Source organism: Streptomyces flavotricini (assembly GCF_020639365.1).
Taxonomy (GTDB): Bacteria; Actinomycetota; Actinomycetes; order Streptomycetales; family Streptomycetaceae; genus Streptomyces; species Streptomyces flavotricini.
This window is the reverse complement of record NZ_JAINUL010000001.1, coordinates 2,743,928-2,764,936: the sequence shown is the minus strand read 5'-3', so window position 1 is coordinate 2,764,936 and position 21,009 is coordinate 2,743,928. Positions and strand designations below refer to the sequence as shown.

Here is a 21,009-nt window from a genome sequence, read left to right as displayed (position 1 = left end):
TGTCGTGCGGGCGCGCCGCGGCGCGGCCTGGGAGAGCGCCGTCCGGCCGAGCGGGAGCATGCCAATTCTCGCGTGGCCCGTGAGCCCGCGGCAACGAGCAATTGGCGCCGCCGACCGGAATTCGCCGGTATGCCGTTCATATCCTTGCCCCGTCAAGCCGAAGATGACTCATCCGACTACGGCTGAAGCCCCAGTACCAGCGGAAACACCCCTTTGAGGACAGGATCGAGGCCGGGGGGAGCGTACGTCCGGCAGGCGGACGTTCAGCGACGCACTTCTCACACTGGGTGAATTGGCCGATTGTCCGTGCCATCCGGTTGCATGGGGGGCATGGACAACCTGGAGCTCCGCACCGAAGCAGACGCCATCCTCGCTGAGCTCATCGGCGCCCCGGGGAGCGGGGCGAGGCTGCGGGAGGACCAGTGGCAGGCCGTGGCCGCCCTGGTGGAGGAGCGCCGGCGGGCCCTGGTGGTGCAGCGCACCGGCTGGGGCAAATCGGCGGTGTACTTCGTCGCCACCGCACTGCTGCGCCGCCGCGGCTCCGGCCCCACGGTGATCATCTCGCCACTGCTGGCGCTGATGCGCAACCAGGTCGAGGCGGCGGCCCGGGCCGGGATCCAGGCGCGCACCATCAACTCGGCCAACCCGGAGGAGTGGGACGCCATCTACGGGGAGGTGGAGCGCGGCGAGACCGACGTGCTCCTCGTCAGCCCCGAACGCCTCAACTCCGTGGACTTCCGCGAGCAGGTGCTGCCCAAGCTCGCGGCCACGACCGGTCTGCTCGTGGTCGACGAGGCCCACTGCATCTCCGACTGGGGCCACGACTTCCGCCCCGACTACCGCCGGCTGCGGGCCATGCTCGCCGAGCTCGCCCCCGGTGTGCCGGTCCTGGCCACCACCGCGACCGCCAATGCCCGGGTCACCGCCGACGTGGCGGAGCAGCTCGGCACGGGTGCCGGCGAGGCCCTGGTGCTGCGCGGTCCGCTGGACCGGGAGAGCCTGCGCCTCGGCGTGGTCGAGCTGCCGGACGCCGCGCACCGGCTGGCGTGGCTCGCCGAGCACCTGGACGAGCTGCCCGGCTCGGGGATCATCTACACGCTGACGGTGGCCGCGGCCGAGGAAGCGGCCGCCTTCCTGCGCCAGCGCGGCTTCGCGGTCGCCTCGTACACGGGCAAGACGGAGAACGCCGACCGGCTGCAGGCCGAGGACGACCTCCAGGCGAACCGGGTCAAGGCGCTGGTCGCGACCTCGGCGCTGGGCATGGGCTTCGACAAGCCCGACCTCGGCTTCGTGATCCACCTCGGCTCGCCGTCCTCGCCGATCGCCTACTACCAGCAGGTCGGCCGCGCCGGGCGCGGAGTGGAGCACGCCGAGGTCCTGCTGCTGCCGGGCAAGGAGGACGAGGCCATCTGGCGCTACTTCGCCGACACCGCGTTCCCGCCCGAGGCCCAGGTGCGGCAGACCCTGTCCGCCCTCGCCGACGCGGGGCGGCCGCTGTCCGTACCGACCCTGGAAGCGGCGGTGGAGCTCCGGCGCACCCGACTGGAGACGATGCTCAAGGTGCTCGACGTCGACGGAGCCGTGAAGCGGGTCAAGGGCGGCTGGAGCTCCACCGGCCGGGAGTGGACGTACGACTCCGAGCGGTACGCCTGGGTCGCCCGCCAGCGGGCCGCCGAGCAGCAGGCCATGCGCGACTACGTGAGCACCTCCGGATGCCGGATGGAGTTCCTGCGCCGGCAACTGGACGACGAGGGGGCGGCCCCGTGCGGCCGGTGCGACAACTGCGCCGGCGCCTGGGCCGATTCGTCCGTGTCGGCGGAGACCCTGACCGGCGCGGCGAAGGAACTGGAACGCCCGGGCGTGGAGGTGGAGCCGCGCCGGATGTGGCCGACCGGCATGGCCGCCCTCGGCATCAACGTCAAGGGACGCATCCCGGCCGGGGAGCAGTGCTCCACCGGGCGGGCCCTGGGCCGGCTCTCGGACATCGGCTGGGGCAACCGGCTGCGCCCGCTGCTCACCGAGAACGCCCCCGACGGGCCGGTCCCCGAGGACGTCCTGCACGCCGCGGTGGCCGTGCTCGCCGACTGGGCGCGCTCCGCGGGCGGCTGGGCCCCCGGTGTCCCGGACGCCTCCGACCGGCCCGTGGGGGTCGTCGCCGTGCCGTCCCTGGCCCGCCCGCAGCTCGTGGGCTCCCTCGCGGAGGGGATCGCGCGCATCGGTCGCCTCCCGTACCTGGGCACCCTGACGTACACCGGGCCGGACGGCGCGCACGCGGCGCGGCGCAGCAACTCCGCCCAGCGCCTCAGGGCCCTGTCCGGCACGTTCGCCGTCTCGGAGGAACTGGCCGCGGCGCTGGTGCAGTCGCCCGGGCCCGTCCTCCTCGTCGACGACTACTCCGACTCCGGCTGGACCCTGGCCGTCGCCGCCCGCCTGATCCGCCAGGCGGGTGGCGGCCAGGTCCTCCCGCTGATCCTCGCGACGGCAGGCTGAGCCCCGGTCCGGGCGGAGAAGGGCTGCGCGGCCTCTGATGCGTGTTCATGTCCCCATGGAACCCGCAGGCTCTGACGTTGCGTCAAGGGTGCCGTGAAACCTGTGGATGTTGAGTGATCAACAGTTATCCACAGGGCTTTCGGGATCGGGCCGTCGGCGGGACCGTCGGGGCATGACGAACGACCGCGAATCCCGCACCCCGTCCGACCGGCCCGCCATCAGCCCGTCCGAACCAGCCCTCCCTCCCCGGATCACCCTGCGCAGCCCGGCCGAACTGGCCGACGCGCTGCCCTACATGCTCGGATTCCATCCGACCGACTCCCTCGTCATGGTCACCGTGCACGGCGAGGGCGGACGCTTCGGCGGTCGGCTCCGCGTCGGCATCCCCACGGCCCCGGCCGAATGGGACGACACCGCCCGTCAGGTCGCCGACTGCCTGGTCCGCGGCAGTGAACGGCGCGGCGCCAAGCCCGACGGCATCGTCGTCTTCCTCTGCCAGGACCCGGCGGACGGCGAGAGCGGCCAGCGGGTCATGACCCGGCTACGGCCGCTGGCCCAGCGCATCCGGCTGGCCTGCGGCGCGCTCGACGTGCCCGTGATGGAGGCGCTGTGCCTCTCCGCCGGCCGGTACTGGTCCTACTGCTGCCCCGACGAGCGGTGCTGTCCCGCGGAAGGCAGCCCGCTGGCCGCGACCGGCACCTCGGTGATGGCGGCGACGGCCACCTTCGCCGGACTCCAGGTCCGGGGCTCCCTCCGGGAGATCGAGGGCCGGCTGGCACCCCTGCGCGGCGGCGTCGCGGCGGAGATGGAGCGGGCCCTGGACCGGGCGGCAGCCGCCCTCGTGCCGAAGATCCTCGACGGCGCCACCCGCGAGGAGGTCGGCGCGGAGACGGTCACGCTGGCCCGCACCCTGATGCGGCGGATGACCCTCACCCCACCCGTCGAAGGGGGACCGGGGGCCGACGAGTGGGACGACGCGCTGCTGGGGCACGACGAGGCCGCCACCGTGATCCTCGGCCTCCAGGACCGCGCGATCCGCGACATCGCCGCCGAGTGGATGGAGGGCGAGGAGGCCGCCCCCGCCCTGCGGCTCTGGCGGGCGCTGGCCCGCCGCTGCGTCGGCGCCTACGGCGAGCACGCGGCGGCCCCGCTCACCCTCGCCGGCTGGGTCTCGTGGTCCGCCGGGGACGAGCCGACAGCCCGGATCGCCCTCGGGCTGGCCCTGCGGGCCGACGCCGACTACCGCTTCGCCCAGCTGCTCCACCACGCCTGCAACGAGGGCATCGACCCGGAGGGGCTGCGGGCCTGCCTGCGGGAGGAGCGGCGGCGCCGGGAACCGCGCCGGGGCCGCGTGGCCGCCACCACCCGCCCTCCGGGGCGCCGGGATGCGAAGCCCCGCCGGGAGCGCCGCCGCGCCGCGGGGAGCGAGCAGTGAGCCGGGACCGGGGCCGGGGTGCGGGGAGTTCCGTGCGGCGGATCCGGGGCGCGGCCGTGGCCGTCCTGCGGCGCGGGCTCCGTCACCGGCACGGCCCAGTAAGGGCCCAGCCACCACCCGGGCCCGTGACCCGGGCGGGGGCGGGGCCGTTCAGCTGGAGGGTGGCGGGGGCCCGGCCGCGCCGCCGCCCAGCGAAACAGGCCGGAGCGCAGACAGCCCAGACAAGGCGACCCATGGCCCCCTCCGTACCGCCCGCCCGCAGGACCGAGTTGCCGCCCGTGCACGGCGCCGTCATCTGCGTCGCCGCACCCTGCCTGGTCATCTCGCCGGAACACGGCCAGTTGACCGGGCGCGGGATCGACGGGATCTACCGCTCCGGACGCAGGCTGCTCTCCCGCTGCGTGCTCCGGGTCGGTGGCCGGGAGCCGGTCGCCGTCCAGGGGCGCAGCCTCGGTTCCGACCGGGCCTCCTTCACCGCGACCTTCCGTACCGGGGCCGAAGCGGGCCCCGATCCCGACATCGGGGTGGAGCGGGTCCGGCACGCGGACGGCACCGAGCGGATCACCGTGCGGAGTTTCACGGCCCGGCCGCTGCGCCTGCCCGTGGAGCTGCTGCTCGGCACCGACCTGGCCGAGCTGGCCGCGGTGGCGGCCGGCCGGGCCGGGCCCGAGCTGCCGGCCGGGGTGCACGCCGCCGGGCTGCGCTGGACCAGCGGTGAGGCCCAGGCCGTCACCACGGCCGAGCCGGCCCCGGACGACGCGCTGGCCTCGGCGGGGCTGCTGCGCTGGCAGCTCGAACTGGGGCCCGGCGAGTCCCGCACCATCGAGCTGCGGACCACGCAGGACCGCGTTTCGCGGGCCCCGGCGGGGCAGGTGGCCAATCCGCTGGCCGGCGCCCGGGCCGAGGGGGACGACCCGCGGGTCGAGACCTGGTTCCGCCGCAGCGTCGAGGACCTCGGCGCGCTGCTGATGCGGGACCGGGAGGAGCCGGCCGACGCTTTCGCCGCCGCCGGGGTGCCGTGGCGGCTCGGACTGGCTCCGGCGGAGTCCCTCTGGGCCGCCAGGATGGCGCTGCCGCTCGGCACCGGGCTCGCGGCTGCCACCCTGCGCACCCTGGCCCGGACCCAGACCGGCGGCCGGGGCCCCGACGCCGGGAAGATTCCGGGGCCGCTGCGCGGGGCGGGGCCGCAGCTGCCGCCCGGGTGCACCGGCACCGAGGCGACCCTCGCCTTCCCGGCGGTGCTCGCCGAGGCCCGGCGCTGGGGGATGCCCGAGGAGGAGGTGGCCCGGCTCCTCCCCGCGGCCGAGCGGTGCCTGGACTGGCTGCGCGGAGCCCTGGGACCGGACGGCCTCCTGGCCGATCCCGATCCCGGGCCGCGGCGCTGCGAGACCCAGGCCCACGCCCACCGGGCCGCGCTGCTCGGGGCCGACCTGCTCGCCGGATGCGGCCGGCCCGGCGCCGAGGAGTGGCGGGAATGGGCGGCCGCACTCGGCAAGCGCTTCCGGGACGGGTTCTGGATCGACGGCCCGGACGGCGGCCGGCCCGCGGCGGCCCTGCACCCCGACGGGAGGCCACTGCCCCGGCTGACGGGAACCGCGGCCCACCTCCTGGACACCGGCCTGCTGGGCGGCGGGCTGCTCGCGCCCGGGCTGCTGGACCGGGTCCGCGCGGAACAGCTCGCCCGCCTCCTCGGGGCCCCCGCCATGGATTCCGGCTGGGGACTGCGGAGCATGGCGTCCCGGGAGCCGGGCCACAACCCCTTCGGCCACCGCTCCGGAGCGGTGCGGGCGTACGAGAGCGCCGTGGCCGTCGCGGGGCTCGCCCAGGCCGGCTTCGAGAAGGAGGCCGCCGGTCTGCTGCGGGGGCTGCTCGACGCCGCGGAGAGCTTCGGGTACCGGCTGCCGGAGATGTACGCCGCCGAGCAGCGCACCGCGGGCAGCGCGCCCCTTCCGCATCCGGCGGCCTGCCGCCCCGCCGCGGTGGCCGCGGCCGCCGGGGTGCACGCCCTGACCGCCCTCGCCGGGATCCGTCCCGACGCCCCCGCGGGCACCGTCGCCGTCGTCCCTCTGCCGGGTGCTCCGCTCGGCGCCCTGCGCTTCTGCGACCTGCGGGTCTCGGGGCAACCGTTCGCCGTCCGGATCAGCCGGCTCGGTCTCGGCATGGTGGAGGAGGCGGCCGATGCGCTCCAACTGGGCGGGTAGCCTTGGGACCGCCGCCTCCAGGATCACCAAAGCTCTGTTTATCGTCAGGCAGACGACTATGATCGCGGCATGTCGCCCTACGACCCGTCGGCCTATCCGCCCTTCGCTGTCACCGTCGACCTGGTCGTGCTCACCGTGCGGCGCCACGCGCTCTGTGCGCTCGTCGTCCGGCGGGGTGAGCAGCCGTTCCAGGGACGCTGGGCCCTGCCCGGCGGCTTCGTCCGAGGAGACGAGGACCTGTCCGCGGCCGCCGCCCGCGAGCTCGCCGAGGAAACCGGCCTGTGCGCGCACGACCCGGCCGATCCGGGCGCGGGCAACGGGGCGCACCTCGAACAGCTGGCCACGTACGGGGATCCGAAGCGCGATCCGCGCATGCGTGTCGTCAGCGTCGCGCATCTGGTCCTGGCTCCGGACCTGCCCGCACCCCGGGCCGGCGGAGACGCCAACAGCGCGCGCTGGGCCCCCATCGACGAACTCCTGGCGGCCTCGGACGAGGCGGCCGCGGGGCTCGCCTTCGACCACGCCAGGATCCTCGCCGACGGCGTGGAGCGGGCTCGCTCCAAGATCGAGTACTCCTCGCTGGCCACGGCTTTCTGCCCGCCCGCGTTCACCGTCGGCGAGCTGCGCCGGGTCTACGAGGCCGTGTGGGGCGTGGCCCTCGACCCGCGCAACTTCCACCGCAAGGTCACCGGGACGCCCGGATTCCTGGTGCCGGCCGGGGGGACGACGACCCGTCAGGGCGGCCGTCCCGCCCAGCTGTTCCGGGCAGGCGGGGCGACCCTGCTCAACCCGCCGATGCTGCGCCCCGAAGTCTGACGCGTCGACACGGGCGCGAACGCGCCCCGGTTACCCCGAAAATCGGACATATCGCGTTATCTTGTTTGCGGTACTCACATTGCCGCAGAGCGGTCTCACCCCCCGCGAGAGAAGCGATGCTCCAGGCCATCGGACTCACCAGCACACCCCGTCGAGACCTCCCGCCCCTGGTGGACGACCTCACCCTCGAGGCCCGCCCGGGAACCGTGACCGCCCTCCTCGGCGAACCGGGATCGGGCAAGACCACCGCACTGCGGCTCATGCTCGAACTCGAACCGGGCCGCGGCGTCACCTACTTCCGCGGCCGCCCGCTGCACCGGATCCCGTATCCCGGCCGTGAGGTCGGGGTGCTGCTCGCCGACGTGCCCGGCAACCCGTCGCGGACCGTCCTGAGCCAGCTGCGGATGCTGTGCGCCGCCGCCGGGGTGCCGGCCTCCCGGGCCGACACCATGCTGGAGGTGGTCGGCATCGCAGGCCTGCGCGACCAGCGGCTCGGCTCGCTCTCGTACGGCATGGAGCGCCGGGTCGCACTCGCCGCGGCCCTGCTCGCCGACCCGTGCACGCTGCTCCTCGACGAACCCGCCGCCGGGCTCTCGCCCCGCGAAAGCGGCTGGCTCCACGGGCTGCTGCGCGGACACGCGTCCCAGGGCGGCGCGGTGCTCTTCACCACCGCCGACGCCAAGGAGGCCGCCCGCAGCGCGGACCGGGTCGTCAGCATCGCGGCGGGCCGGCTCGTCGCCGACCAGGACGCGGCCGAGTTCGCCCGGACCCGGCTGCGGCCCCGGGTCGCCGTACGCAGCCCGTACGCGGGCCGGCTGGCCGACGTGCTCGGCCGGGAGGCCCGGGCCGCCCAGCGCGCGGTGGAGATCGTCGAGGAGAGCGGCAGCCGCCTGTCGGTGTACGGCAGCAGCTGCGCGGAGGTGGGCGAGGCGGCGTTCCGGCACGGCGTGCTGGTCCACCAGCTCGCCGACGAGACCGGGGACGCGGGCGCACCGCGCCCGCCCGTACCGCCGGTGCCGCAGGCGCGCACGGAGCCGGACGGCGCGGACCCGGCACCCAGGAGCTCCGCCGCCACCTCCGGCAGTACACGGCCCGCCTCCGCGGTGCGCCGGATGGGCGGGCCGCTGCGGCCGCTGCGCTACGAGCTGTGCCGGGTCTTCGGCACCGCCACGCCCCTCCTGACCGCGGCCGTGGTCGTCGCCGTCTCCGCCGTCACCGCACTGGTGCTGGCCCGGGCCGGCGGCACCCCGCAGAACCGGCTGCTCGCCGCCTGGCCGGAGCTGCTGCCCCTGCCCCCCGCCGCCCTCGGCGCCGGACTGCTCGGCGCCCTGGCCTTCGGAGAGGAGTACCGCTACCCCGCGCTCGCCGCCGACCGCGGCACCGTGCCGCGCCGCATGGGCCTGCTCGCCGCCAAGCTCGCGGTTTGCGCCGCTCTCGCCCTGGCCTTCGGCGCGCTCGCGGTCACCGCCGACGCCGCCGCGCTGAAACTCGTCTTCGACCGCGGCCCGCTGCGCGCCCCCGGGGAATGGCTCTCCCCGGCGGTGAGCTGGGCCGGACTGCTCGTCGGCTGTGCCTGGGCCGGGGTGCTGGCCTCAGGCGTCTTCCGGTCGGCGGTCGCGGGCCTGGCCGCCGTGCTCGCCGTACCGGTCATCGTCGTGCCGCTGGTACGCAAGGCGCTGGACGGGCCGTCCGCGTACGCGGCGAGCGGGCTCGCGGCCCGGCTGCGCGGGCTGGCCTGGGCACAGTGGCCCCCCGAGGCGGACCGTCTGGTCCTGGGCGCCCTGCGGGTCATGGCCCAACCCGTCGGCACGGCACTGCTGTTGTCGCTGATGGTTCTGTTGTGCGCCTATGCGTTCACAGGACTGCGCAGCCGCGTCCGTTGGTGAAGGACCGTTGGTGATCGATGTGGTGCCGGAGAGGGTCTGAAAGGGACCGATCCGGTCCACATCACGTGAACCGGACCACAACTCCCCGCAAAGAGCCCGGTTCTTTACGATAAGTCGTCAATTGCGTAGGTGGCACCGATCACCCTTTCGTGTGCTTTTCACCAAAGACCTCAAGGGTCATCCAGGCACGACCGACAAAGGATTCGTGAGTACCCTTGCGCACACCATGATGACCGCCGCCCGCCATGCAGACTCCGGCCTCGCCGGCCCGGGCGAACTCGACCGCTACCCCTACGCGGAGGCCTCCGGGACCGACCGCGTCGCAGCGCCCCACTGGGACGGCGCCGACGTCGAGTTGAGCCGGGTGGGCCGCCGCGCGGCAGGCAGCCGCGGCCGCGGACTGCACGGCCAACTCGTCCAGCAGCTCGGCCAGATGATCGTCTCCGGCGACCTCGGCGCAGACCGCCCCCTGGTCCCCGAGGAGATCGGCCAGCGCTTCGAGGTCTCCCGCACGGTGGTCCGCGAATCGCTGCGCGTACTGGAGGCCAAGGGCCTCGTCAGCGCCCGCCCCAACGTCGGTACCCGCGTCCGGCCGGTCGCCGACTGGAACCTGCTCGACCCCGACATCATCGAGTGGCGCGCCTTCGGCCCCCAGCGCGACGACCAGCGCCGCGAGCTCAACGAGCTCCGCTGGACCATCGAGCCGCTCGCCGCCCGCCTCGCCGCCGGCCACGGGCGCCCGGACATCCAGCAGCGCCTCGCCGACATGGTCGAGATCATGGGCCACGCCCTCGGCCAGGGCGACGCGATCACCTTCGCGCGCGCCGACAACGAGTTCCACGCGCTCCTCATCCAGGTCGCGGCCAACCGCATGCTGGAGCACCTCTCCGGCATCGTCTCCGCCGCCCTGCAGGTCTCCGGCAGCCCCATCACCGCCTGCGACCGTCCCAGCGAGACGTGCGTCGCGCACCACGCGCGCATGGTCGAGGCCCTCGCGGCCGGCGACGCCGTGGGCGCCGAGAACGCCATGCGCCAGCTCCTGACGGTGCACCCGGAGGTCGAGCGCGTGGTCCCCGCCCCGCGCGAGCACTGACGCGCGGGGGCACGGCGGCGCGGGCGGCGGGGCGGTCGGGCGGTCGGGGTGTGACTCGGGCCACGAAGATTGGGCGTAACACTCCGCGAGGTCGAGCGATGACCTAGAGAGGTGATGGCCGACGGAGGGAAGACAGCAGCCCTTGCGGGTGCTGTGCAGCTCCCCGGCCCCTGCCCGCGCCCCCGGCCCATCCCCAGTCGGTGGTCGTCGGCTCCGGTTCAGCACCATCCGGCCGGGGTCGGAAGCCGTTTCCATCGTTCCGAGAGGTTGTTCGTGTCGGCCAGCACATCCCGTACGCTCCCGCCGGAGATCGCCGATTCCGAGTCTGTGATGGCGCTCATCGAGCGGGGCAAGGCCGAGGGGCAGATCGCCGGCGATGACGTGCGTCGGGCCTTCGAGGCTGACCAGATTCCTGCGACCCAGTGGAAGAATGTTCTGCGCAGCCTCAACCAGATCCTCGAGGAAGAGGGTGTGACGCTGATGGTCAGTGCCGCGGAGTCGCCCAAGCGCACCACCCGCAAGAGCGTCGCAGCGAAGACCCCGGCCAAGCGGACGGCCACGAAGACCGTAGCGGCGAAGACGACGGCCGCGCAGACCGTCGCCGCCGCTGCACCCGCGGCCGAGACGGTGGACCCGGAGCCCGCGGACGCCCTCGCGGACGAGCCCGGAACGGAGCCGGCCGCGAAGAAGACCGCGGCGAAGAAGACGGCGGCCAAGAAGGCGGCCCCCGCGAAGAAGACCGCCGCGAAGAAGACCGCGGCCAAGAAGACCGCGGCCAAGAAGGACGCCGACGAGGGCGGCGAGGACGAGTCCTCCGAGGAGGGTCCCGGCGCGGTCAAGGCGGAGGGCGAGGAGGAGGAGGACGGCGGCGAGAGCAAGGGCTTCGTCATCTCCGACGACGAGGACGACGCCCCGGCACAGCAGGTCGCCGTCGCCGGCGCCACCGCCGACCCGGTCAAGGACTACCTCAAGCAGATCGGCAAGGTCCCCCTCCTCAACGCCGAGCAGGAGGTCGAGCTCGCCAAGCGCATCGAAGCGGGCCTGTTCGCCGAGGACAAGCTGGCCAACTCCGACAAGCTGGCGCCCAAGCTCAAGCGCGAGCTGGAGATCATCGCCGAGGACGGCCGCCGCGCCAAGAACCACCTGCTGGAGGCCAACCTCCGCCTCGTGGTCTCCCTGGCCAAGCGCTACACCGGCCGCGGCATGCTCTTCCTGGACCTGATCCAGGAGGGCAACCTGGGCCTGATCCGCGCGGTCGAGAAGTTCGACTACACCAAGGGCTACAAGTTCTCCACGTACGCGACCTGGTGGATCCGCCAGGCGATCACGCGTGCCATGGCCGACCAGGCCCGCACCATCCGCATCCCGGTGCACATGGTCGAGGTCATCAACAAGCTCGCCCGTGTGCAGCGCCAGATGCTCCAGGACCTGGGCCGCGAGCCCACCCCGGAGGAGCTGGCCAAGGAACTCGACATGACCCCCGAGAAGGTCATCGAGGTCCAGAAGTACGGCCGCGAGCCGATCTCCCTGCACACCCCGCTCGGCGAGGACGGCGACAGCGAGTTCGGCGACCTCATCGAGGACTCCGAGGCGGTCGTCCCGGCCGACGCCGTGAGCTTCACGCTCCTGCAGGAGCAGCTGCACTCGGTGCTCGACACCCTCAGCGAGCGCGAGGCCGGCGTGGTCTCGATGCGCTTCGGCCTCACCGACGGCCAGCCGAAGACCCTAGACGAGATCGGCAAGGTCTACGGCGTCACGCGCGAGCGGATCCGTCAGATCGAGTCCAAGACGATGTCGAAGCTGCGCCACCCGTCGCGCTCGCAGGTCCTGCGCGACTACCTGGACTGATCCCGGACCGGCCGGGCGCGGGGTGGCCGGGCCGGGACCGTACGGAGGTGGCCGTGCGCGGGTGCGCACGGCCACTTGGCGTCCCACTCTGGGTGGAGTCATGCACACTCAGAGTCAGGAGGCCTCATGCGTCGTCCCTTTTCCCGTGCTCTGGCGGGCGCGCTGACCCTGGTGGCGGGGGCGGCCGCGGCGCCGCTGGCCCAGGCGCCGCAGGCAGCCGCGGACAGTGTGGTGATCGGCGGGAAGCCGGTGAAGGCGGCCGACAGCCCGTGGGTGGTGGCCCTCGCCAGCCGTGACCGGTTCGGGGGTACGCGGGGCGGCCAGTTCTGCGGCGGAGTCATCGTGGGCCCGACCAAGGTCCTGACCGCCGCCCACTGCCTGGGCCGCCAGGTGCTGGGCGGCCCGATCGAGTCCGTCCCCGACTTCCGGGTGATCACCGGGCGTACGGAGCTGCGCGCTGCCGAGGGCCACGAGATCCCGATCCGCTCGGCCAGGGTGAACCCGGCTTACGACGCCCGCAGCAATGCCGGGGACCTGGCCGTACTGGAGCTGGCCGAGGCCGTGCCCGCCCACTACGTGCTCCCCATGGCCGGGGCGGGGCATCCGGGCTACGCGGCGGGCGGCGAGGCCGCCGTGTACGGCTGGGGGGACACGAGTGGATTCGGCGACTACGCGTACGCGCTGCGGGCCGCGCGCGTGACGGTACTGGCGGACGACGTCTGCCGGCGCGCCTACCCGGGGGACGCCGACGGGCAGTACCGGGCCGACTCCATGGTGTGCGCGGGACACCGCGACGGCGGCCGGGACGCCTGTCAGGGGGACAGCGGCGGGCCGCTCGTCGCCCAGGGCAGGCTCATCGGGCTGGTGTCCTGGGGGCGCGGCTGCGGCCGCCCCGACAGTCCGGGGGTGTACACGAAGATCGCGCCGCTCACCGGGTTCGTGACAGCCCCGGAGGCGGCCCCGCGGCGAAGCGGCGGCCGCGACATCGCATGGGGTGCCGAACGGCGCTCCGGACCGGCAGCACGGCCCGTACAGGGGCATGTGGCGCAGGAGCCGCAGGGTCCCGCAGGAGCGCCCGGGGGCGAACACCGGCCCGGGGGGCGCTAGGCCGCCGGGCCCGGCTCCGGATGTGAGGACGGGCGGCACCCCTGGGTCTCAGGGGTGCCGCCCGTCGACCGGCCTGGCCGGTCCTGGCTCGTCGGATGCGAGGTATAGGCCTGTGTCAGCGGTCCTCGGTGTCGGCATTGGCCGTCGGAGCGGACGTGAGCCGCTCGGTCTCATCCTGTATATCCGCGGCGATCTTCTTGAGTTCCGGCTCGAACTTACGCCCGTGGTGGGCGCAGAACAGCAGTTCACCGCCGCTCAGCAGGACGACGCGCAGATATGCCTGGGCGCCGCAACGGTCGCATCGGTCAGCGGCCGTCAGCGGGGTCGCGGGTGTCAGAACAGTAGTCACGTCGCCTCTTCTCTAGCTCGACGAGCTGTCGTACCAGGGTCAACATCCAACCAGGCCGAAAACGTTCCCGCTCGCGGCTTTTCCTCGAAACTTCCTTCCGAAGCTGGCCGGCTGCTGCCGGTTGGCGGCGAAGGAGCCGTATTGCGTTGCTTTACGGTTTCGCGTTGTCAGTCGTTCGCTTGTTGCAGTTCCGTCCTCCCCGGCTGAGTGCCGGTTGTGCATGAGGACGTGCCCGAACCCTAAATGGTTCATGCCTGGAAGGGAACGTGATGTTTGCTTCACCCGACCGGGGGATCGAACATCCGTGCGGTCCTGCACTAGGCTGATGAAGGCGCGAGGGTGGCGTTGCATCGGCTCTACCAGGCCTCGGTACCCTTCGACGGGCAACCGAGCCACCCTGCGCCCGACGGGCCAGAAAAAGAAATTCAGCGAGGAGCGAACTGCGTGACCGCCGACACGTCCGTGCCTTCCAGCGCGCTGCTGTCCGGAGCAGACCGGGACGGCTCCAACTACACCGCGCGGCACCTGCTCGTCCTCGAAGGCCTCGAGGCCGTCCGCAAGCGCCCCGGCATGTATATCGGGTCCACCGACTCCCGAGGCCTCATGCACTGCCTCTGGGAGATCATCGACAACGCCGTGGACGAGGCCCTGGGGGGCTACTGCGACCACATCGAGGTGATCCTCCACGAGGACACCTCGGTCGAGGTCCGGGACAACGGCCGCGGCATCCCCGTCGACGTCGAGCCCAAGACGGGGCTGTCCGGCGTGGAGGTCGTCATGACCAAGCTGCACGCCGGCGGCAAGTTCGGCGGCGGCTCGTACGCGGCCTCCGGCGGCCTGCACGGCGTCGGCGCCTCCGTGGTCAACGCCCTCTCCGCCCGGCTGGACGTCGAGGTGGACCGGGGCAGCTCCACCCACGGGATCAGCTTCCGCCGCGGTGTCCCGGGCATGTTCACCGAGCAGGGCCCCGACAGCCCGTTCGACCCCGCCAACGGCCTGCGCAAGATCAAGCGCATCGCCAAGGGCAAGACCGGCACCCGGGTCCGCTACTGGGCCGACCGGCAGATCTTCCTCAAGGACGCCCGGCTCACCCTGGACACGCTCTACCAGCGCGCCCGCCAGACCGCCTTCCTCGTCCCCGGCCTGACCATCGTCGTCCGCGACGAGCGCGCCATCGACGGGGCGGGCAAGACGGAGGAGACCTTCCGCTTCGACGGGGGCATCAGCGAGTTCTGCGAGTACCTCGCGCAGGACAAGGCCGTCTGCGACGTGCTGCGCCTGACCGGCCAGGGCACCTTCAAGGAGACCGTCCCCGTCCTCGACGAGCGCGGCCACATGACCCCCACCGAGGTCACCCGCGAGCTCGGCGTGGACATCGCCCTGCGCTGGGGCACCGGGTACGAGACCCAGGTCAAGTCCTTCGTCAACATCATCGCCACGCCCAAGGGCGGCACCCACATCACGGGCTTCGAGCGCTCGGTCGCCAAGACCGTGAACGAGGTGCTCCGCTCGGCGAAGCTGCTGCGCGTCGCCGAGGACGACGTGGTCAAGGACGACGCGATGGAGGGCCTGACGGCGGTCGTCACCGTTCGGCTGGCCGAGCCGCAGTTCGAGGGCCAGACCAAGGAGGTGCTCGGCACCTCGGCGGCCGCCCGGATCGTCGCGGCCGTGGTCGCCAAGGAGCTCAAGGCCTTCCTGACCAGCACGAAGCGCGACGACAAGCAGCAGGCCCGCGCCGTGATGGAGAAGATCGTCGCGGCCGCCCGGACCCGGATCGCCGCCCGCCAGCACAAGGAGGCGCAGCGCCGCAAGACCGCTCTGGAGACCTCCTCGCTGCCCGCGAAGCTGGCCGACTGCCGCAGTGACGACGTGGAGCGCAGCGAGCTCTTCATCGTCGAGGGCGACTCCGCGCTCGGTACCGCCAAGCTCGCGCGGAATTCGGAATTCCAGGCGCTCCTGCCGATTCGCGGCAAGATCCTGAACGTCCAGAAGTCCTCGGTCTCGGACATGCTCAAGAACGCCGAGTGCGGGGCGATCATCCAGGTCATAGGGGCCGGCTCGGGCCGGACCTTCGACATCGACGCCGCGCGCTACGGCAAGATCGTCCTGCTCGTAGACGCCGATGTCGACGGCGCGCACATCCGCTGCCTGCTGCTCACGCTCTTCCAGCGGTACATGCGGCCGATGGTCGAGGCGGGCCGGGTGTTCGCCGCGGTGCCGCCGCTGCACCGGATCGAACTCGTCCAGCCCAAGAAGGGCCAGGACAAGTACGTCTACACGTACTCGGACAACGAACTGCGCCAGACCCTGCTCGAATTCCAGCGCAAGAACGTCCGGTACAAGGATTCGATCCAGCGCTACAAGGGTCTCGGCGAGATGGACGCGGACCAGCTGGCGGAGACCACCATGGACCCGCGGTTCCGCACGCTGCGCCGGATCAACATCGGCGACCTGGACTCCGCCGAGCAGGTCTTCGACCTGCTGATGGGCAACGAGGTGGCGCCGCGCAAGGAGTTCATCACGAGCTCCGCGGCGACCCTGGACCGCTCGCGCATCGACGCCTGACCGAGACGCACACCGGGACCACGGCACACCGGTGCTCTTCGCTCCATCACCTGTTGGAGTGAAGAGCACCGGGACACCAGTCCGGAAAACGTTCATACCGCACATCCTTGTGGGCACGCGGCCAATGCGGCAGCGGACAAGGAGAGTTCGGTGGACAAGCACGAAGGTCCCGATGCCGGAACGATCCGGCTCGACGACCCCTGGTACGACGCGCTCGCCGTCGGCTGGGGGGAGGGCGAGGGCGGGGATCCGCCGCCCCCGCGTCAGGCGGCCGGAGGCCGGGCCGCGCCCGGGGCATCAGACATCTACCTGGAAGTGCAGCGCAGCGCCGCCTTCCAGGAGGTCCGCAGCCGCTACCGCGGGTTCGTCGTCCCCGCGACCGCCGGATTCCTCCTCTGGTACGTCGCCTACGTGGTCGCGGCGACCATGGCGCCCGGCGTCATGGCCCGGCCCGTGTTCGGCGCCGTCAACGTGGCGCTGCTGGCGGGCCTCGGCCAGTTCCTCAGCACCTTCCTGCTGACCTGGGCGTACGCCCGGCACGCGCGGTTGCGCCGGGACCGGGCGGCGCTCGACCTGCGCTGGACGGTCTTCGAGCAGGAACGCGACCAGGAGCGGAACCGGAACCAGAGCCGGGGGTCCGGCCGGTGACCACCGAACACCAGACGCTCGCCCTGATCCTGTTCAGCCTCTTCATCGCCGTCACCCTGGGCATCACCACCTGGGTCAGCCGCAACCGGCACGGCTCCGCCGAGGAGTTCTACGTCGGCGGACGGCTGTTCTCCCCGATGGAGAACGGTTTCGCCATCGCCGGCGACTACATGTCCGCCGCCTCCTTCCTCGGCATCTCCGGCCTCATCGCCCTCTTCGGCTACGACGGCCTGCTGTACTCGGTGGGCTTCCTCGTGGCCTGGCTCGTCGTGCTCTTCCTCGTCGCCGAACTGGTCCGCAACTGCGGGCGCTTCACCCTCGCCGACGTGGTCGCGGCCCGGATGAGCGAGCGGCCCGTACGGATCGCGGCCGGAGCCTCCTCCGTCACCGTCTCCGTGCTGTACCTCGTCGCGCAGATGGTCGGTGCGGGCAGTCTGGTGGGCCTGCTGCTCGGCGATTCGGGCACCGCCGCCCGGACGCTGACCGTGATCGGGGTCGGCGCGCTGATGGTGGTCTACGTGTCCTTCGGCGGCATGCGGGCCACCACCTGGATCCAGATCGTGAAGGCCGTGCTGCTCATGGGCGGGGCCGTCACCCTCACCGTGCTCGTACTCCTGCGCTTCCACGGGGACTTCGGCCAGCTGCTCACCAGCGCCGCGGAGCGCAGCGGGCACGGGCCGCGGTTCCTGAGCCCCGGGCTCAAGTACGGCGCCGACTGGACCTCCCGCTTCGACTTCATGAGCCTCGGTCTCGCGCTGGTGCTCGGTACGGCCGGGCTGCCGCACATCCTCTCGCGCTTCTACACGGTCCCCACGGCACGGGCGGCCCGCAGGTCGGTGGTGTGGGCGATCGCGCTGATCGGCGGCTTCTACCTGATGACCATCGTGCTCGGCTTCGGGGCGGCGGCGCTGGTGGGCCCGGACGAGGTGCGGGCCTCCAACGCCTCGGGGAACACGGCGGTTCCCCTGCTCGCGGCCTTCCTGGGCGGCGGGGCCGAGTCGACCGGGGGAGCGGTGCTGTTCGCCGTCGTGGCGGCGATCGCCTTCGCCACGATCCTGGCCGTGGTCGCAGGGATCACGCTGGCCTCCTCGGCCTCGGTGGCGCACGATCTGTACGCCTCGCTCAAGCGCCGTCACGCGCGCCAGCGCAGCGAGGTGGCAGTGGCCCGGGTCGCGGCCGTCGGGATCGGTGCGGTGGCCATCGCCCTGGGGCTGCTCGCCCAGGACCTGAACGTGGCGTTCCTGGTGGGGCTGGCCTTCGCGGTGGCGGCCTCGGCCAATCTTCCGGTGCTGCTGTACTCGCTGTTCTGGCGGGCGTTCACCACGCGCGGAGCCGTGTGGTCGGTGTACGGGGGCCTGGTGCCGGCGGTGGTGCTCGTGCTCCTGTCGCCGGTGGTCTCAGGCAGCCCGGACTCCCTGTTCCCGGGCGTGAGCTTCCAGTTCTTCCCGCTGCAGAACCCGGGCCTGGTATCGATCCCGCTGGGCTTCCTCGCGGGCTGGATGGGTACGGTCACCTCGGCCGAGGATCCGGACGAGGCGAAGTACGCGGAGACGGAGGTCCGCTCGCTGACCGGGGCCGGGGCCGTCTGAGCGGGGCGGCCGGCGCCGCCCGCCGGGTCACTGGCTCTCGGACGGCAGCCAGGAGTAGCGGTGTTCCGGGCGGCCCGTCTCGCCGTAGCGCAGGGCCAGGGTGACCCGGCCGGTGCGTTCCAGGAGCTTCAGGTAGCGCTGGGCGGTCTGGCGGCTGATGCCGGCTCGGTCGGCGATCTGCTGGGTGGAGAGCGGGCCTTCGGCGGAGCGGAGCACCTGGCGGACCAGCTCGGCGGTGGTGGCGGAGTGGCCCTTGGGCATCTCGTTCGGGGAGCCGGCCGCGGCGAGGGCGCCGAAGATCCGGTCCACCTCGGCCTGTTCGGCCTCGCCGCCCGTCTCCAGGGTGCGGCGCAGGGAGCCGTACGCCTCCAGCCGGGAGCGCAGACCGGCGAAGGTGAAGGGCTTGACCAGGTACTGGAGGGCGCCGAGGCGCATGGCGGACTGGACGGTGGCCAGGTCGCGGGCGGCCGTGACCATGATCACGTCGGTGCGGTGGCCGAGCTGGCGCAGCCTGCGGACCAGGTCCAGGCCGTTCTCGTCCGGCAGGTAGTGGTCGAGCAGGATCAGGTCCACGGTGCGGGTGTCGAGGCAGGCCAGGGCCTCGGCCGCCGAATGGGCCTGGGCGACGACGCGGAAGCCGGGAACCTTCGCCACGTAGGCCGCGTTGATCCGGGCAACACGCACGTCGTCGTCGACGACCAATACGTGGATGTCGTGGACCGGGGTCTCGTTCATCGCAGGGCCTCCGGGAGTACGACGGAGAACTCCGCCCCTCCGTCCGCCGTCCCGCCGGCCCGGGCCGTGCCGCCCTGCCGCTCCGCGAGGCGGCGTACGAGCGCGAGACCCAGTCCGCGCTCGCGGTGTGCCTTGGGCTGCTTGGTCGACCACCCTTCGGTGAAGATCTCCTCGCGGCGGGCGGCCGGTACGCCGGGGCCGCTGTCCCGCACCCGCAGGATCGCCGTACGGCCTTCGGCGCGCAGCTCGACCTCGACCAGGGGCGTGGCGGAGCCCGCCGCGGCGTCCAGGGCGTTGTCCACCAGGTTGCCCGTGATGGTGACGAGCCCGCCGGGGTCGACGAGGCCGTCGGGCAGGAAGGTGGCGTCGGCGAGCCGCAGCGCGACGCCGCGTTCGGCCGCGACGGTCGCCTTGCCCACCAGGAGGGCGGCCAGCAGCGGGTCGTGGACCTTCTCGGTGACCTGCTCGGCGGTGCTGCGGTGCACCCCGACGACCTCGGTGACGAACTCCACCGCCTCCTCGTGCAGGCCGAGCTCCAGCAGGCCGAGGAGGGTGTGGAGGCGGTTGGCGTGTTCGTGGTCCTGCGCGCGCAGGGCGTCGATCAGGCCCTTGGTGGAGTCGAGCTCGCGGCCGAGGTGTTCCAGCTCGGTGCGGTCGCGCAGGGTGGCGACGGCGCCGCCGTCCTCGGTGGGCATCCGGTTGGCGATCAGTACCCGGGGGCCCTGGACGGTGAGCAGGTCCCGGCCGGTGACGCGGCCGGCGAGGACGTCGGTGGTGCGGCCGGCGCCCAGCACTTCGTCCAGCGGGCGCCCGGCGACGGTGGCGGCCGTGTCGGGAGCCAGGCCCAGCAACCGGGCGGCCTCGTCGTTGACCAGGCGGACCCGGCCGTCGCGGTCGAGGGCGATCACGCCCTCGCGGATGGAGTGCAGCATCGCCTCGCGCTCGGCGAGCAGTCCCGCGATATCGGAGAAGGCCAGGTCGCGGGTCTGCCGCTGGATCCGGCGGGACAGCAGGTAGGCGGCGAGCGCGCCGGCCGCGAGGGCGCCGCCCGCGTAGGCGAGCAGGCCCGGAATCGCGCCGAGCAGCCGGTCGCGGACGCTGTCGTAGGCGATGCCGACGGAGACCGCGCCGACGATCTCCCCGTCGGCCGCGACGAGGGGAACCTTGCCGCGGGCGGAGCGGCCGAGCGTGCCCTCGTCGATCTCCATGACCTCGCGGCCCGCGAGGGCCTCGCTCGGGTCGGTGGAGACGGGCAGTCCGATCCGGTCGGCGCCGGGGTGCGAGCGGCGGATGCCGTCCAGGTCCATGACGACCACGTACTCGGCGCCCGTGGCCCGCCGGATCCGCTCGGCCGAGGCCTGCACCGGGCTGTCGGCCGTCGGCCCGGAGTCCAGGAGGTCCGCGGCCAGCGAGGGGTCCGCCGCCGCGCTCTGGGCGATGGCCAGGGCGCGCCGCATGGCCTGGTCGTCGAGCTGTGCGCCGAGCGGAGCCAGGAAGAGCCCGGTGGCCAGCACGACGACCCCGGCGGCGATGGCGAGCTGGGTGAGCAGGATCTGCGAGACGGCCCGTCTGGGCAGCCCGAGGCGCCGAGCGCTCATGTGGGGGAACCGCATGACCAGCAACGGTAGGTGGCCTTCGGCCGAAGCGGAATTTCCCATGTGCACGCAAATGGCTTGCGTGATGTGCGTCCAGCTTGCGCAAGCGATGACGGCATGAAAGTGCGGTCAGAGCAGTAGATTACTGCGCAAAGCTCTGCAATTTTCGCACGGTACGACGCAAATTCCTATCTCACATGGTTCAGAAACTCATGCCGAGGGACGAGGACATATGAGAAGGCTCCACTGGAGAGGACGGGCGCTGGCCGCCCTGACCGCCACGGCCCTGCTGATGCTGGGATGGCCCGCCCTGAGCGCCGAGGCCGCCGGCGGCCCGAGCATCTCGGCCGGCCGCCCCGCCGCGGCGAGCAGCAGCGACGGCGCCTACACGGCCGCCAACGCCACCGACGGCGACCAGTCCACGTACACGGATACCGTCCTGAAGGACATCACCGTCACCGGGGCGAAGAAGAGCGGGGACGCCTTCGACGCCAAGTCCGGCTTCGGACTCTGGGCGAACGAGATGCCCGAGGACGGGCAGGGCCCGGCGATCGGTGAGGTCACCGTCCACAACCTGAAGACCAGCGACAACGCCGTGGACGTACGGAACACGACTTCGACGTTCAGGATCAACCGACTGCGTAGACCGGCA

14 protein-coding genes and 1 pseudogene are annotated in these 21,009 nt (G+C 72.8%); 12 read left to right on the top strand and 3 right to left on the bottom strand.

All coding sequences use genetic code 11. The annotated features are described in order from the left end of the window. Nucleotides 1-330: 330 nt before the first annotated feature. The 8 genes from K7B10_RS12230 to K7B10_RS12195 all read left to right on the top strand — a co-directional run bounded on the left by K7B10_RS12230 (nt 331) and on the right by K7B10_RS12195 (nt 12,876). Entirely contained in the window at nt 331-2,490 is a 2,160-nt protein-coding gene (locus K7B10_RS12230) for a RecQ family ATP-dependent DNA helicase (protein ID WP_229336127.1), read from the top strand. A gap of 172 nt (nt 2,491-2,662) precedes the next feature. After that, nucleotides 2,663-3,925 (top strand): DUF4192 domain-containing protein, encoded by a 1,263-nt coding sequence (locus K7B10_RS12225; RefSeq protein ID WP_229336126.1) that lies wholly within the window; start codon nt 2,663-2,665, stop codon nt 3,923-3,925. Between the two features lie 233 nt (nt 3,926-4,158). Further along, on the top strand, nt 4,159-6,126 hold the full coding sequence (locus K7B10_RS12220; protein ID WP_229336125.1) for a glycogen debranching N-terminal domain-containing protein: 1,968 nt from the start codon (nt 4,159-4,161) through the stop codon (nt 6,124-6,126). A 69-nt stretch (nt 6,127-6,195) separates the two neighbouring features. Continuing rightward, nucleotides 6,196-6,942, top strand: a complete 747-nt coding sequence (locus K7B10_RS12215; RefSeq protein WP_229336124.1) for an NUDIX hydrolase — start codon at nt 6,196-6,198, stop codon at nt 6,940-6,942. Nucleotides 6,943-7,058: 116 nt separating this feature from the next. After that, complete coding sequence (locus K7B10_RS12210) at nt 7,059-8,828, top strand: ATP-binding cassette domain-containing protein (RefSeq protein ID WP_229336123.1); 1,770 nt, start codon at nt 7,059-7,061, stop codon at nt 8,826-8,828. A 151-nt stretch (nt 8,829-8,979) separates the two neighbouring features. Then, entirely contained in the window at nt 8,980-9,921 is a 942-nt protein-coding gene (locus K7B10_RS12205; protein WP_308284573.1) for a FadR/GntR family transcriptional regulator, read from the top strand. Between the two features lie 273 nt (nt 9,922-10,194). After that, nucleotides 10,195-11,769, top strand: a complete 1,575-nt coding sequence (locus K7B10_RS12200) for an RNA polymerase sigma factor (protein ID WP_308284572.1) — start codon at nt 10,195-10,197, stop codon at nt 11,767-11,769. Between the two features lie 126 nt (nt 11,770-11,895). Continuing rightward, entirely contained in the window at nt 11,896-12,876 is a 981-nt protein-coding gene (locus K7B10_RS12195) for a serine protease (RefSeq protein ID WP_229336121.1), read from the top strand. A gap of 115 nt (nt 12,877-12,991) precedes the next feature. On the opposite strand, the gene K7B10_RS12190 is transcribed toward K7B10_RS12195, so the two are convergent. Further along, a complete protein-coding gene (locus K7B10_RS12190; RefSeq protein WP_030154305.1) occupies nt 12,992-13,225 on the bottom strand; it encodes a DUF7455 domain-containing protein in 234 nt (77 codons plus the stop codon). Between the two features lie 444 nt (nt 13,226-13,669). On the opposite strand from K7B10_RS12190, the gene K7B10_RS12185 reads away from it, so the two are divergent. From K7B10_RS12185 to K7B10_RS12175, 3 genes are all read left to right on the top strand, one after another. Continuing rightward, nucleotides 13,670-15,790: a DNA gyrase/topoisomerase IV subunit B gene (locus K7B10_RS12185; protein ID WP_229336120.1), complete on the top strand. Its 2,121-nt coding sequence runs from the start codon at nt 13,670-13,672 to the stop codon at nt 15,788-15,790. A gap of 150 nt (nt 15,791-15,940) precedes the next feature. After that, a complete protein-coding gene (locus K7B10_RS12180) occupies nt 15,941-16,438 on the top strand; it encodes a DUF485 domain-containing protein (protein WP_229336119.1) in 498 nt (165 codons plus the stop codon). Continuing rightward, nucleotides 16,435-18,027: a monocarboxylic acid transporter gene (locus K7B10_RS12175; RefSeq protein WP_229336118.1), complete on the top strand. Its 1,593-nt coding sequence runs from the start codon at nt 16,435-16,437 to the stop codon at nt 18,025-18,027. The genes K7B10_RS12180 and K7B10_RS12175 overlap by 4 nt, the downstream gene beginning before the upstream one ends. Before the next feature lie 27 nt (nt 18,028-18,054). On the opposite strand, the gene K7B10_RS12170 is transcribed toward K7B10_RS12175, so the two are convergent. Beyond that, nucleotides 18,055-18,762 carry a DUF7342 family protein gene (locus K7B10_RS12170; protein ID WP_229336117.1) on the bottom strand — a complete coding sequence of 236 codons (708 nt, stop codon included), beginning with the start codon at nt 18,760-18,762 and terminating at the stop codon, nt 18,055-18,057. Then, nucleotides 18,759-20,375, bottom strand: a complete 1,617-nt coding sequence (locus tag K7B10_RS12165; protein ID WP_229336116.1) for a sensor histidine kinase — start codon at nt 20,373-20,375, stop codon at nt 18,759-18,761. Before K7B10_RS12165 ends, K7B10_RS12170 begins: the two co-directional genes overlap by 4 nt. Nucleotides 20,376-20,787: 412 nt before the next feature. Here K7B10_RS12165 and K7B10_RS12160 point away from each other — a divergent pair. Continuing rightward, a pseudogene (locus K7B10_RS12160) lies at nt 20,788-20,991 on the top strand (hypothetical protein); the annotation flags it as partial. Between the last annotated feature and the right edge of the window lie 18 nt (nt 20,992-21,009).

Bases quoted from the DNA above. Each gene is read 5' to 3' on its own strand.
- K7B10_RS12230 (WP_229336127.1), top strand. From the start codon at position 331: ATGGACAACCTGGAGCTCCGCACCGAAGCAGACGCCATCCTCGCTGAG.
- K7B10_RS12225 (WP_229336126.1), top strand. From the start codon at position 2,663: ATGACGAACGACCGCGAATCCCGCACCCCGTCCGACCGGCCCGCCATC.
- K7B10_RS12220 (WP_229336125.1), top strand. From the start codon at position 4,159: ATGGCCCCCTCCGTACCGCCCGCCCGCAGGACCGAGTTGCCGCCCGTG.
- K7B10_RS12215 (WP_229336124.1), top strand. From the start codon at position 6,196: ATGTCGCCCTACGACCCGTCGGCCTATCCGCCCTTCGCTGTCACCGTC.
- K7B10_RS12210 (WP_229336123.1), top strand. From the start codon at position 7,059: ATGCTCCAGGCCATCGGACTCACCAGCACACCCCGTCGAGACCTCCCG.
- K7B10_RS12195 (WP_229336121.1), top strand. From the start codon at position 11,896: ATGCGTCGTCCCTTTTCCCGTGCTCTGGCGGGCGCGCTGACCCTGGTG.
- K7B10_RS12170 (WP_229336117.1), bottom strand. From the start codon at position 18,762: ATGAACGAGACCCCGGTCCACGACATCCACGTATTGGTCGTCGACGAC.
- K7B10_RS12165 (WP_229336116.1), bottom strand. From the start codon at position 20,375: ATGCGGTTCCCCCACATGAGCGCTCGGCGCCTCGGGCTGCCCAGACGG.